We start from the raw sequence: 13,686 nt of genomic DNA, 5'->3' as shown, positions 1-13,686 counted from the left end.
AGGCAGGCTTGGGAAAAGCCACTCGGGATCCTGCCGTGGCAGGGAAAATAACAGGGGCCCTGTGGCGTATCGTGCACAGGGCCCCTTCGTCACTGCCGGTTGGCTTACTTCAGCAGATCGACCAGACGCTGGGCGTCACCGATGTAGTTGGCCGGGGTCAGCTTCTTCAGCTCAACCTTGACCGCTTCCGGCAACTCTAGGGTGTCGATAAAGGTACGCATCCCTTCGGCATCGACGCGGCGACCACGGGTCAGCTCCTTGAGTTTCTCGTAGGGCTTCTCGATACCGTAGCGGCGCATCACGGTCTGGATCGGCTCGGCCAGCACTTCCCAGTTGGCATCCAGATCGGCGGCCATGGCGGCGTCGTTGGCTTCCAGCTTGGAGATGCCCTTCAGGGTCGCCTGATAGGCAATCAGTGAGTAACCCACCGCCACACCCAGGTTGCGCAGTACGGTAGAGTCGGTCAGATCACGCTGCCAGCGAGAGATAGGCAGCTTGCTCGCCAGATGCTGGAACACGGCATTGGCCAGACCCAGATTGCCTTCGGAGTTCTCGAAGTCGATGGGGTTGACCTTGTGCGGCATGGTGGAGGAGCCGATTTCCCCCGCGATGGTGCGCTGCTTGAAGTGGCCCAGGGAGATGTAACCCCACACATCGCGGTCGAAGTCGATCAGGATGGTGTTGAAGCGGGCCATGGCGTCGAACAGCTCGGCGATGTAGTCATGCGGCTCGATCTGGGTGGTGTAGGGGTTCCAGGTCAGGCCCAAGGAGGTAACAAACTGCTCGGAGAACTGGTGCCAGTCCACATCCGGGTAGGCGCTGAGGTGGGCGTTGTAGTTGCCGACTGCGCCGTTGATCTTGCCGAGGATCTCCACCGCCATGATCTGCTTGAACTGGCGCTCCAGACGGTAGGCGACGTTGGCCATCTCCTTGCCCATGGTGCTCGGGGTCGCCGGCTGGCCGTGGGTGCGGGAGAGCAGCGGCATGTCACGGTACTCGTGGGCCAGACGCTTGAGCTCGCTGATCAGCTTTTCGCAATAAGGCTTGATGACCTCTTCGCGAGCGGTTTTCAGCATCAGACCGTGGGAGTTGTTGTTGATGTCTTCTGAGGTGCAGGCGAAGTGGATGAACTCGCTGACAGCCGCCAGCTCCGGGTTCACTTCGACTTTCTCTTTGAGGAAGTACTCCACCGCTTTCACATCATGGTTGGTGGTGCGCTCGATCTGTTTGATGCGGGCGGCGTCACTCTCGTTGAAGTTGCTGACGATGCCATCGAGCAGGGCGTTGGCGGCCGCGCTCAGGGCAGGGACTTCCGGGATCCCGGCGTGGCTGGCCAGTTTTTGCAACCAGCGCACCTCGACTTCGACGCGAAAACGCAGCAGGCCGAATTCGGAGAAGATAGGGCGCAGGGCATCGGCCTTGTCGCCATAACGACCGTCAATCGGGGAAACAGCAGTCAGCGCGGACAGCTCCATGGGGTGAACTCCTGATGATTTGTGTGGGGGATCCGTATCCACTCGCGCGTGGGGCTGAGTCGTCATCAAGGCTGATGTGCGGCTGTTCACCCTGATGTCGACCTCGCTTGCCCGCGCACGAGCCGATGATTAGTAACGTTTGGCCAGCTCCACCATCTTCTTGCGAGCGAAGATGATCTGGGTGCGGCTGCCACCGAGCTGGCGCCACAGCACGCAGGCACGAATGCCTGCCAGCAGCAGGGCGCGCACCTTGTGCTGCACCAGCGGTTGCTGCAGGAACAGCGGGGTACCCGCCACCTGGATGCGTGGCCCGATGGGGCTGATAAGATCGCTGTAGATGCTCGCCATGTTGGCCAAAATCTGCTCGTCGAGCAGATCGAAGTGCTGTTGCTGGCGGCCAATCTGGCTGATCCGCTCACCCAGCATGTTGAGAATGTCCTTGCGCTTGGCCAGCTTGCGCTCCAGTGCAATCAGGCTTACCACGTAGCGGGTCAGCTCGGCATTTTTCTGGCTGCCGTCGGCACCCAGCTGCTCGACCAGCGCACGGTAGCCGTCGCGAATGGCCAGATGGGTGTTGTTGAACACCTCGAGCGGCTGGCTCGGGTTGGTCACCAGAATGCTGGAGAGGCTCTCGCGCAGGGCCGCCTCGTCACAGCTGCCGTCTCGGGCCACCTTCTGCACCAGATACGCGGCCTGGCAGATGCCGGCAAAGGCCATTGTTCTGTCTTGGAATTTGTCGCTCACGTCTGCTGCCTTCTGTTAAGGATTCAAACCGGATGGCTGAAACGTTGTTCGATGATACCGCCGCCCAGACACACTTCCCCGTCGTAGAAGACGGCGGATTGGCCCGGGGTCACCGCAGCCTGTTTCTCGTCGAAGATGACCCGGATGGTCTCGTCGTCGATGGGCTGGATCAGGCAGGGGATATCCTGCTGACGGTAGCGGGTCTTGACGGTGCAGCGGCGGGGCTCGCGAATGGGAGTGCGATCCACCCAGTGCAGCTGGCTGGCAATGAGACCGTCGGAGTAGAGGCGGGGATGCTCGCCCTGCGCCACCACCAGCACGTTGCGCTCGACCTCTTTGTCGACCACATACCAGGCCTCTTCGGTGGCATCTTTACGACCACCGATACCGAGCCCCTTGCGCTGGCCCAGGGTGTGATACATCAGACCCTGATGCTCGCCGATCACCTTGCCATCCACGGTCTCGATTTTACCGGGTTGGGCGGGCAGGAACTTGGCCAGGAAGTCCTTGAACTTGCGTTCGCCGATAAAGCAGATACCGGTGGAGTCTTTCTTCTTGGCGGTGATGAGATCCAGCTGTTCGGCGATGCGGCGCACCTCGGGCTTCTCCAGATCGCCAACCGGGAACAGGCTCTGACCCACTTGCTTCTCGCTCAGGGTATAGAGGAAGTAGCTCTGATCCTTGTTGGTATCGAGACCGCGCAGCAGGCGCGGGCGGCCGGTGCTGTCGTCACGGCGCACATAGTGGCCGGTGGCGATGTAGGTGGCACCCAGCTCTTCGGCGGCAAATTCGAGGAACGCCTTGAACTTGATCTCCTTGTTGCAAAGGATATCGGGGTTTGGCGTGCGGCCAGCCTTGTACTCTTCGAGGAAGTGCTCGAACACATTGTCCCAGTACTCGGCCGCGAAGTTGATGGTGTGGAGTTTCATCCCCAGCTTGTCGCAGACGGCCTTGGCATCAGCCAAATCCTGGGCGGCAGAGCAGTACTCGTCCGTGTCGTCTTCTTCCCAGTTCTTCATGAACAAGCCTTCGACCTGATAGCCCTGCTGCTGGAGCAGGTAGGCCGAGACGGAAGAATCCACGCCGCCGGACATGCCGACGATCACCTTGATTTGGCTGTTGTCTGTCATTAGTCGAAGTTACCAGTTCGTTTAAACGGGGCGTATTCTACCAGAGTTTTGCGCCCCCGGTCACATCTCCATGCCACTGTCCCCATCAGGAACCTTGCGACAGGAAATCGTTTTTCTTGTGGCGATTGCCAGCGGATGCCTGCTCTGCCCCTAGCTCTGGATAAAGGCCTTGAGCGCAGAGAGCGGCAGGCGGGTGCCCGCCAGATAATCCTCGATGCACTGCCACACCAAGGGGCTTCTCAGGGCCGGTTTGCACTCGGCGATCTCCTCCAGGGTGAGCCAGTGGCAGGCGAGGATATCGCCGTCAGGATCCTCTGGATGGTGCTGACCCGGCGCTTTTTCAAGGTCGAAGATGATGGCGGTGCGCACATAGGTGGCCTCGCTGTCGGCCGGTTTGAACAGATAGGTACCAAGCCAGGCGGTCGGCGTGGCGGTCAGACCCGTCTCCTCTTTCAGCTCACGACAGGCCGCTTCAAGCAGGTTTTCCCCCGGCTCCACATGGCCGGCGGGCTGGTTGAAACGGCGCTGGCCTTTTATCTCCTCTTCCACCACCAGAAAGCGCCCCTGCCACTGCACCAGGGCGGCGACCGTCAGGCGCGCCTCCATGCGGGCGTGGCTGGTGGCCGATTGCTCTGCCTGATTGCTCATCATGACTCCTTGTCGTTGTTATTGGGATTGCCCGCACGGGCGGGTCTGCGTGCCGTTCCTCGACCGCTGCTGCGGGGTTTGCCGCCGGTCGGGTTCGTGGCTGCGCGCTCGGTTGGGTGAGTGCTGCGGGGGCGCTCGTCCCGTCTCGGCTGGCTGGCCCGCCGTGGTGCCTCCCCTGCCGGTTTGGCCGGTTTGGCGGTATAAGCGCCTGAACGAGATGAGGAGGGACGCGGGCGGCTGCTGGAGCTCGGCACCAGCTCGGGGGCGGGCAGGCTGCGGCTCTCGCCGGGTGCCAGTCCATCCAGGGTCCAGTCGCCGATGGCGTAGCGAATAAGGCGCAAGGTGGGGTGGCCGATATGGGCGGTCATCCGCCGTACCTGCCGGTTGCGTCCCTCGATGATTTTGATCTCCAGCCAGCTGGTGGGGATCTCCTTGCGCTCGCGGATCGGCGGATTGCGCGGCCACACCGCAGGTTCATCCATGATGCGCGCCCCGGCGGGCAGGGTCATGCCGTCATTGAGCTCCACCCCGGCGCGCAGGGCGGCCAGTTTCTCCTCGCTCGGGATGCCTTCTACCTGCACCCAGTAGGTCTTGGGGGTCTTCTCCCCCGGCTGGGTGAGGCGTGCCTGCAGCTTGCCATCGTTGGTGAGCAGCAGCAGCCCCTCGCTGTCGCGATCGAGCCGCCCTGCGGCATAGATGCCGGGCTCTTTGATGTAATCCTTGAGGGTCTCGCGGCCCGCCTCGTCGGTGAACTGGCAGAGCACCATGTAGGGCTTGTTCAGCAGGAGCAATTTGCGATCCTCTGGGGCCAGCTCCGGTTTGCGGGGGGATGCATGGCGGGGGGCGGCTGGTTTGGCCGCCGTGCGCGGGGCGTTATCGCGCGGCGCGCGGCTGACAGAGAGACGGGAGCGGGGAGATTTCATCGGATACACACTTCAGACAGACGATGGCAGCGAGTGTACCACAGGGTGCTGAGGGCTGGATGAATGGCTGGCGTTACAGCAAGCAGCGCCCAGAGCCACTTCGCCTAGCTCAGCAGGCTCTCGATCACGATAGCCTGACGGGCGGGGGCCGAGCCCGCCAACAGCAGGGCGTGGCTGACCACATCGTCGATCATCGCCTGCGCCAGTCGGGTAAGGGGGCGCAGGGTCTCCCGTCCGCTACCAACCGGCACCGCTAGCAGAATAACGGTCTGCACCGGCCCGATTTGAGAGCCCCACTCAATGGGCTCCTTGCAATTGAGTAGGGTCAGCGCTGGCTGGCTGATCCCTTCGCTCAATACATGAGGCATGGCAAGGCCGGGGCGGATGATGGTGGCCGAGACCTGCTCGCGCCGCTCCACCGCGGCGGTCAGTGTGGCGCGGTCGGTGATCAGTTCGGCGGGCAGCAGATCGATAAGATGCTCGAGCGCTTCGGCCTTGGTCAGCGGTTCGGGGCTGTGGGCCAGCTGGCGCAGGGCAAAATGGTAGTCGGGCAGGACGTTGGCCAGTCGCAACTCCGCCAGCGCGGCGGTGCGTGGGCGCACCAGCGGTTGACCCAGTTCGCCGCACCAGCAGGTGAAGGCCATGTGGGCGAGCTCGGCATCGCACCCTTCAATTTGCAACTGGCAGAGATCGCCGGGCTGGGTGGCGAGGGTCAACAGGGAGAGCTGGTTGCTGGCGGCAACGGTCTGGCGCCGGGTGAGGTTGGCACAGCGGATGGTGGATTTGAACATCCCCGCCAGCCGGTTCAACTGCTTGGCCTGGGTGATGCTCAACCCCTGCTGGCAGTAGAAGGTGATTTCGCGGGTCAGCATCAGGCCGGGATCGGCAGGGCCTTGAGTACGGCGTTGGCATCCAGCAGCACGGTTTCCAGTCTCACCTGATGGATGGTGCAGCCGAGGAAGCGCTCTTTCTGCTCAATCTCGATATCGGAGGCAATCAGCACCAGGTCGGCGCTGGCAATATCGCGGGCGGTCAGCATGTTTTCCATGCCCATGGCGCCCTGTGTCTCGACCTTGATCTTGAGTCCCAGCCCAGTGGCGGCTTTTTGCAGGGCATCGGCAGCCATATAGGTATGGGCGATACCGGTCGGGCAAGCGGTGACGGCGACGATCTTCATCTGCTCTCTGTGATGCTGACAAGGGGGAGCAACAAGATAGCGCCAGCGGGGGGCTTTTACCAAAAGTCCATATGAAAAGTGGGATCTTGATGGGGATATGCCCGTCCCTTGAACGGCAGTGCAGGTTGATATGGGCCTGCAGGGATTGGGATTTTCCCAAACAACAAGGGCCACCCCTGTGGGTGGCCCTGCACAATCTGCGTCTGTTGTTATGGCTATCAGGCGGTCTGGGCAGCCAGCTCGGCGGCTTTCAGTTCGCGCTTGATGCGGCGGATCTTGCGCTCCTCGGCGACCGCGACACAACCCATCAGCACCAGACAGGCGGCGGCTGCGATATCCAGCGCCGCGAAGGTGCCGGTCCAGCCGGTCAGACCGAAAATGGGGGTGCCATCGGCGATCATGCCCAGACCCAGTTTGGCGAAGCTGTCACCAATCAGGTAAGCGAAGGTGCCCTTGACACCATCGGCCACACTGATGCCCTGCTTGGGGACGAAGCCCACGGCGGCGACGCCGATCAGCAACTGCGGACCAAACACCAGGAAGCCCAGGGTGAACAGGGAGCCCAGGAACATAAATTGGGTAGTCGCATGCTGGTAGAGACCCAGGGTGGCGATGATCAGCGCCAGTGCCACACAGGCAACCAGACCACGACGGCCATTGGCCAGGTCGGAGAGGTAACCCCACATCAGGGTGCCGACCAGTGCGCCCACTTCGAAGAAGGTAAAGCCCTGAATAGCCACGTCTTTGGAGAAGCCCAGCTCCTGGTGGGCATAGACGGTAGACCACTGGTCGATACCGATACGCACCACGTAGAGGAAGATGTTGGCAAAGCAGAGCAGCCAGATCACCTTGTTGAGCAGCACATACTTCACGAAGATCTGCCACTTGGTCAGCTTCTGCTCTTCGGTGGCGATATCCTCTTCGCTCGCCACTTCGTCAAACAGCTCTTCCACCTTGCCAAGGCCATAGGCTTCCGGTGAATCGCTACCAAAGCGCAGGCCGATAAAGCCGACGATCAGCGCGATGATGGAGGGGAAGATAAACATGCCGAGCACGTTGCCATCAAACAGGTAGTTGGCACCGAACAGCGCCACACCGGCCGCACCGGCACCGCCCACGTTGTGGGAGAGGTTCCACATACCCAGATAGGTGCCGCGCTTGTTGCGAGGGGTCCACTTGGTGATGGTGGAGTAGCTGCACGAACCGCCACAGCTCTGGAAGAAACCGCTCAGGGCATAGAAGAAGATCATGAAGTAGAGGCTGAAACCGGTGCCGCCCATGCTGGCACTGAAGCCCAGCATGCACAGCGCGGAGAGGATCAGCATCAGCGGCAGGAACTGCTTGGTGTTCTTGCCATCGGCATAGTAGGAGACGATGGTCTTGCCTACCCCGTAGGTGATGGAGAAGCCAAGGCCGATCATGCCAAGCTCGGTCATGGAGAGACCGTACTCCTGGATCATGTCATTTTGCGCAATGTTGAAGTTCTTGCGGATCAGATACATGGTCAAATAGCCAATAAATACAACCAGATAAGATTGCATAAACGGCTTGAACCAGAGCTTGCGCCGGGCTTCGACCGGCAGGTCCAGGGTGGGGACCCGGACCTGTTGGAGCAATTTCAACATCTTCGTTCATCCTCTGCGAGATAGACGGTATTTCCGCCGCGCCCCTCATTTGTAGATAGGTTGTTCGAGGTCACGCCACGGAAGGGAGAACGGAACGTCGGGGCTGTCAGCCGTTGCTGCGCTCGACGCTCCATCCATATAAACCCGGGCCCGGCACGGGATGACGGGGCACATTGCCCGTCGCGGTGCGGGTCACGACATCAGGTGGGGTGACTCTAATAAGAGGGGCAAAAAATGGCTTGAGAGCCATCCCTAGTGGGGATAGGAAATTTTCCTAGTTTTTGCGCTTTCGCGGACAAAGCGTGAGAAACATCACACCGCTGACGCCGGATTGCTGCCATTTCAGCCAGTTTGGCGCTCTGTTTGAGTGCTGGGCTGAGGAGGGGAGAGGCCAGAAGGGAGCCAGGGAAAGGCAAGGGGAGAGGTGAAGGGAGAAGTTAAGGGATAGGGCTTATCGACCACCATTTCGTGAGTGTCGATATTGGGGAATACAGCCCGCCAGCCATCCCAAAAACAAGAGGCCACCCCGTGGGGTGGCCTCTTGTCATGTTTTACGAGCCGCGATGGCGAGGGGGCACTCAGGCCGCCTTGGCCAGGGTCACCTCGTCACTCTTCTTGACCCGCAGTTTTTTCAGGGCAACCGCCACCACGCCGGTGACGATGGCACCGCAGATCATGCAGAGCAGGGCCAGCAGCGGCTTGTTGACGGCGCCCAGCAGGGCCACGATGGGGCCACCGTGGGCAACGCTGTTGGTGATGCCAAACAGGAAGGCCATCACAGCGGCGGTCATGCTGCCCAGAATGTTGGCCGGGATAACGGCCAGCGGGTCACGGGCGGCGAACGGAATCGCCCCTTCGGAGATACCCACCAGACCCATGGCGCCGGCAGCTTTGCCCGCTTCGATTTCAGAAGCATCGAAGATACCGAGCTTGCGACCGAGCACGGTCGCCAGCGACATGCCAAGGGGCGCAGCCGGGATGGCGCAAGCCATGGCGCCCATAAACTGGGTCTGGCCGGAGGCGATCATGCCGACGGAGAAGAGGAACGCCACCTTGTTGACCGGGCCACCCATATCAAAACCAGCCATACCACCGAGCACGATACCCAGCAGCACCAGACTGCCACCGCTCATGGAGAGCAGCATGGCGTTGAGGCCGGTCATCATGTCGGCAATCGGGGCGCCGATGATGAAGATGAATACCGCAGCGATAAACAGGGAGCCGACGATGGGAGCGATCAGGATCGGCACCAGCGGTTGCACCATCTTGTGGTACTGGCGAGTGGCAATCCAGCGCACCAGATAACCGACCAGGAGGCCCGCAATGATGGCACCGATAAAGCCGGTACCGGCATCCGCGCCGTAGAAGCTGCCGTTGTTGGCGATCCAGCCGCCGATAAAGCCCGGTGCCAGCGCCGGACGATCACCGATGGCGTAGGCGATATAGCCCGCCAGAATGGGGATCATCAGGGTGAAGGCGGCCACGCCCACGTTGAGGATCTGGTTCCACATGCTCCCTTCCGGGATCTGCATGCCGCTCGGGGTCGGGTTGCCGCCGATGGCCAGTGCCAGCGCAATCAACAGACCGCCGGTCACCACGAACGGAATCATGTGCGATACGCCGTTCATCAGGTAGCGATAGAGATCGGAACTGCCACCCGCGCTCTTCTCTTCACCTTTTGTATCTTCTTTGCCAGCCACATAGGCGGGGGCTTTCAGGGCTTGCTCGATCAGACCCTTGCCATCCTTGATGGGGGCTTTCACGCCGGTCTTGATGAGCGGCTTGCCAGCGAAGCGGGCCATGTCCACCTGCTTGTCACAGGCCACCACGATGGCGGTGGCGCGGGCAATCTCGTCTGCGGTCGGGCTGTTCTTGACGCCGATGGAGCCGTTGGTCTCCACCTTCACCTCATAACCCAGCTCCTTGGCGGCGCGCTCCAGCGACTCGGCCGCCAGATAGGTGTGGGCGATACCAGCCGGGCAGCCGGTGACACCGATGATAAAGCCCTTGCTGGTGGTCGGGGCCGCGCTCTGCTCCTCTTTCTTGGTCAGCAGCAGCGCCAGCGCATCGGCCGGGGTTTTTGCCGCCAGCAGTTTGGCGATAAAGCCCTCTTCGATCAGCTTGCCGGAGAGCTCGGCCAGCACTTCGATATGGTGGTTGGCGCCGCCATCGGGGGAGGCGATCATAAAGAAAATGTGGGACGGCTTGCCATCTTCGGCGCCGTACTCGATGCCGTTGCGACTGATGCCGATGGCGACCGCCGGATTGCACACCGCCGCACTCTTGGCGTGGGGCAGGGCCACGCCCTCTTCAAAGCCGGTGTTACCCAGATCTTCGCGGGCCCACAGATCCTTGATAAAGGCCTGCTCGTTGCTGACCTTGCCTTGCGACGCCAGCAGGCGGGCCATCTCGGTGAAGACCTCTTCCTTACGCGTCGCTTTCAAATCGAGGTTGATCAGATGTTCATTGATCAAGGTGGTGATCATGGCGCTCTCCCCGCTTCCGGTGACGGAAGCTATGCGTGAGTACGTATCGACGTACTGGATAAAAATGACCTGATCATTATCGCGGCTCACCCGCACCCTCCCTATCGGACAAATGTGCTAATCACTGGATTTTTGTGCGCAGCAAAACGCGATGTGATGAAGATCTCGTTTTCAGGCAGGACTCACCATTTTCAGGTTATTGCTAATTTTGTCTTTAAAAACAAATAAATGGATTGTGACTGGTCTCGTAACCAGGTTTGTAATGCATCATGTCAATAAATTAATCACCAGCGGGGTCTGGATTTATATGTGGTTTTAAGGCGTTATAAGATGTGACCTTTCTCACAAAAAGTCGCAGTTTCGTCGGGCGGATTAGGATTTTTATGCGCCTGATGGCGGAGGCCAATCGCATTGGCTGGGCGAGCGCAGAGGGGCGTTGTTTGGGAAGAAAGTGTGGTGGCAAGAGAGGGATGGCTGAAAAGAGATAGGTTATAACGCGAACGTCCGAATACGCTCCGCTATTCGAACCTACGGACTACACAATATGCGCCACCGACTCCAGCCAGTTGGGAACTTGTTGCCGATACCACTCCAGATATTGCTGTGCCTGCGGCTTCTCCCTTCTGGTCAGCAGATTGGTGACTTCAATAATCAGCCAGCACTTGGCCATGACGAGATGGCGCAGCAACCGGTCGCCAGAGAGCAGCGAACTGTGGCACAGATAGCGTTCAATGATGGTTTCATATTCAGCCAGCGAACCCATCCGCGGCACCAGCGGGGCCAGATCGATGGCCGGACTGCCATAACCAAATCGCTCCCAGTCAAACAACACCAGCTCACCATTGTTGCGGGTGCCCCAGTTGCCCTCATTGCTGTCTCCCGAAATCAGGCATGACTCCTCGAATAGTTCGTGACCAAGTTGCTGGATATGGCGGATCTTCTCGTTTACCGCTTCCGGCAGGCAGAGTACAGAGAGCGCTTCGTTGGTGTCGACGAGCGACCAGCCGTGAGTTTTCACCGCAAAGTCGGGCTGATAGTTGGCGTTATGCAGGCTGGCCAGCTGAGCAAAGGTCTGTTCGTTGTGGTGCAGCTGCGTGAGCGTGACCGGATGAGGGATCTGCTCAAGGAACAGGGTCTCCCCTTCGACCTTGAGCAGGGTAGGAGTGTTGAGCCCGCTCAAATGAAGTGCGGCGCGTTGGTAGAAATGGCGCTCGACAGGCGATGCGCCGCTTTTTCTGATACAGGGTTTGCCATCCAGCAGCTGGATACTTACCGAAGCGCCCCCCATTTTCGCCAGCTCCTGTTGCGTCATCCTCTACCCCGTTAGCTATGAGTGGTCAGTTGCGTGAGATAGCTATGTACCTCTGTGCGAGTCGTGAAACGGTGCTTGTCGTTTGGGAATCGATCAAACAGCTCGCGATGGAATTGGCGGGAGCTTTTGCCGGCTCGCTGCCCATATTCCGATGCCCACTCCAGCAGTTGTTGAAAACTCTCTTCGGCTGCCACTGCATCCCGTTGCCTGGCACTTTGTGATCCGCGCGATAGCAGTGAATCACGGCATACAGACCAGTCGAGATCCAGAAAAAGCAGGGTATCGGCGGCATCAAGCAGTTGCTCGGCCAGGGCACCAAATACCCCTTCGACCACCCATGATGGCTCTTGAGCAAGTGTTTGAATGGCATGATCAATCTCATGCTGGGGCCGTTTTTGGTTAAAGCCGCCCGGTTGCCAGACAATGGTGTCCAGATTGACCTCTCGGATAGTTAACTGCTCAGCCAATCGAGCCGCCAACCAGCTCTTGCCCGATCCCGAGTTGCCAATAATCAGAATTCGTTTCATCTCTGAGCGCTCTTTTCTGGAACATCTCGTATGTTGGGCCAAACATCGTAGGTTGGAGCTGAACGAAGTGAAGCCCAACGTTTACCGCGACAATATCTTAATTGCTTACATCGACTTCAATCGCCCTTGGAAATGGCGGTAAACATCATCGTTATTAAAGCCATCTACATTCTGGCTGGAGAAAATAAGCGGGGTGACGCCTTGTACCAGCGCCAGTTTCTGCGCTTCGACTACCAGCGTATTGATCAGCACCATGCCGGAGATGGAGGAGAAGGCGCCAGTGACCCGATCATTGACTTCGCACAGGCCATCGCCCGGCGGCACGCAGTTGTCCAGTACCAGATCGGCCAGCTCCATCAGTTTCTGGCCTGAAGGGTGACGACTCGGATTTTGTGCCGATTGCGCCACCGAGGTAATAGCGATCACCTTGTGGCCGCGTACTCTGGCAAGCTGGGCCCACTCGATGGGCAGGGCGTTGCGCCCCGAATTGGAGATGACCACCATCAGATCCCCCGGCGCAATCGGCTGCTCCTCCCACAGGATGGCGGCAAGCCCGGGCAGTTTTTCCAGCGCCGAACTGCGCAGGGCGCCATCGGCTGTGGTGACGGTGGAGTCGAGCACGGCGTTGATATTGCCAAGGCCACCGGCACGGATAAACCCCTCCAGCCCGACCATATGAGAGTGTCCGGTGCCCAGCATATGGATCATCTGGTTGTGAACGATGGCCTCGCTAAACCAGTGGGCCGCCTGCCGGATCCCGGCTTCGTTCTGGCTGACCATGGTAGCGATGCGCGTTTGCAGTTTTTCGACGTACTCAAACATAACGGCGGGATCCTTGTCTATTATCGTTATGGTCAGCTGGTTCTCTTAAATTAATATTTCCGTGAGACGATTTAAGCCTGATGGGAGAGAATCATATTTTATGTACCCATTTTTACTCATTTCTCTGACTAAATTCATGAATACTTTATATTCTGTTTTAGAAATATCGAAGCTTGGATCTATAGTTTTCATACTAGAATTTGCGATGGAAACATTTGTAGGTAATTTATCTCTATTAATGTTTTTGATCGCAGCGACAAACAACCGCTCAATTTTATTTTCAATCTTAATAGTGTTTTTAGTTGAAAAATCCTCTAGAAAAATTAGGTTGTCAAAAGATTTAGCAAGAATTGCTCTATCTTTATCCTTACGCTTGCAAATTAACCAAACCTCTTTTCCAAATTTCCTTAGCCTATCACCAATGACAGTGAAATCAGAATCGCTAGTAAGAAAACAATAGCGATCAATTTGTGGGTTTCCTAAATATAATGTTTCAAAAGCATCTAAGCTGATAAAAAGGTCAGCTCTATTTTTTTCTGTTCCTATTTTGGGTGTATCCAAAATCGTAAAGTTATGGTTTATGATTTGTTCTTTTAGCGTCTTTTTTGACGTAGACTGGTTACCATATGCTGATTTTATTGCAAAAATGCTATTTAATCCTTCATCTGAACTTAATAAAGAATTCATTAAATCTTCAAGGATAAAGTCGAGAGATGAGACATTTTCCATGTCTATATATACGGCGATATTAAAGTTCTGTTTTTTCACAAAAACGGCCCTGTCTTTAATGAAAAGGAAGAATTAATTTAAACTTATT

General features: G+C 58.1%; 13 protein-coding genes. All 13 read right to left on the bottom strand.

The window, feature by feature from the left end:
* Nucleotides 1-104: 104 nt before the first annotated feature.
* A complete protein-coding gene (gene purB, locus G5287_RS10500; RefSeq protein ID WP_421231255.1) occupies nt 105-1,475 on the bottom strand; it encodes an adenylosuccinate lyase in 1,371 nt (456 codons plus the stop codon).
* 129 nt (nt 1,476-1,604) lie between these two features.
* Nucleotides 1,605-2,219, bottom strand: a complete 615-nt coding sequence (gene hflD, locus G5287_RS10495; protein ID WP_005334622.1) for a high frequency lysogenization protein HflD — start codon at nt 2,217-2,219, stop codon at nt 1,605-1,607.
* 23 nt (nt 2,220-2,242) lie between these two features.
* Nucleotides 2,243-3,349: a tRNA 2-thiouridine(34) synthase MnmA gene (gene mnmA, locus G5287_RS10490; RefSeq protein WP_005353619.1), complete on the bottom strand. Its 1,107-nt coding sequence runs from the start codon at nt 3,347-3,349 to the stop codon at nt 2,243-2,245.
* 150 nt (nt 3,350-3,499) lie between these two features.
* The gene (locus G5287_RS10485) at nt 3,500-3,997 is read right to left on the bottom strand and encodes an NUDIX hydrolase (protein WP_227343090.1); all 498 of its coding nucleotides are present in this window, start codon (nt 3,995-3,997) and stop codon (nt 3,500-3,502) included.
* Nucleotides 3,997-4,920 (bottom strand): 23S rRNA pseudouridine(2457) synthase RluE, encoded by a 924-nt coding sequence (rluE, locus tag G5287_RS10480; RefSeq protein ID WP_421206232.1) that lies wholly within the window; start codon nt 4,918-4,920, stop codon nt 3,997-3,999. Before rluE ends, G5287_RS10485 begins: the two co-directional genes overlap by 1 nt.
* Nucleotides 4,921-5,024: 104 nt before the next feature.
* Nucleotides 5,025-5,792: a PTS sugar transporter subunit IIA gene (locus G5287_RS10475; protein WP_421206233.1), complete on the bottom strand. Its 768-nt coding sequence runs from the start codon at nt 5,790-5,792 to the stop codon at nt 5,025-5,027.
* Entirely contained in the window at nt 5,792-6,097 is a 306-nt protein-coding gene (locus G5287_RS10470) for a PTS fructose transporter subunit IIB (protein WP_005334611.1), read from the bottom strand. Before G5287_RS10470 ends, G5287_RS10475 begins: the two co-directional genes overlap by 1 nt.
* A 218-nt stretch (nt 6,098-6,315) precedes the next feature.
* Entirely contained in the window at nt 6,316-7,722 is a 1,407-nt protein-coding gene (gene uhpT, locus G5287_RS10465) for a hexose-6-phosphate:phosphate antiporter (RefSeq protein ID WP_005334609.1), read from the bottom strand.
* Nucleotides 7,723-8,300: 578 nt separating this feature from the next.
* Nucleotides 8,301-10,208 (bottom strand): PTS fructose transporter subunit IIABC, encoded by a 1,908-nt coding sequence (locus G5287_RS10460; protein WP_421206234.1) that lies wholly within the window; start codon nt 10,206-10,208, stop codon nt 8,301-8,303.
* Between the two features lie 535 nt (nt 10,209-10,743).
* Complete coding sequence (locus tag G5287_RS10455) at nt 10,744-11,520, bottom strand: phosphotransferase family protein (RefSeq protein WP_266134038.1); 777 nt, start codon at nt 11,518-11,520, stop codon at nt 10,744-10,746.
* Nucleotides 11,521-11,531: 11 nt separating this feature from the next.
* Nucleotides 11,532-12,047 carry an AAA family ATPase gene (locus G5287_RS10450; protein ID WP_421231254.1) on the bottom strand — a complete coding sequence of 172 codons (516 nt, stop codon included), beginning with the start codon at nt 12,045-12,047 and terminating at the stop codon, nt 11,532-11,534.
* Between the two features lie 105 nt (nt 12,048-12,152).
* A complete protein-coding gene (locus G5287_RS10445) occupies nt 12,153-12,869 on the bottom strand; it encodes a sugar isomerase domain-containing protein (protein ID WP_421206236.1) in 717 nt (238 codons plus the stop codon).
* Between the two features lie 45 nt (nt 12,870-12,914).
* Nucleotides 12,915-13,637, bottom strand: a complete 723-nt coding sequence (locus G5287_RS10440; protein ID WP_139407916.1) for an NYN domain-containing protein — start codon at nt 13,635-13,637, stop codon at nt 12,915-12,917.
* Nucleotides 13,638-13,686: the final 49 nt, after the last annotated feature.

The organism is Aeromonas sp. 603079, from assembly GCF_049172135.1.
In the GTDB taxonomy this organism is placed as follows: domain Bacteria; phylum Pseudomonadota; class Gammaproteobacteria; order Enterobacterales; family Aeromonadaceae; genus Aeromonas; species Aeromonas veronii.
Note: the sequence above shows the minus strand (reverse complement) of the source record. Positions and strands in the feature narration are given on the sequence as shown.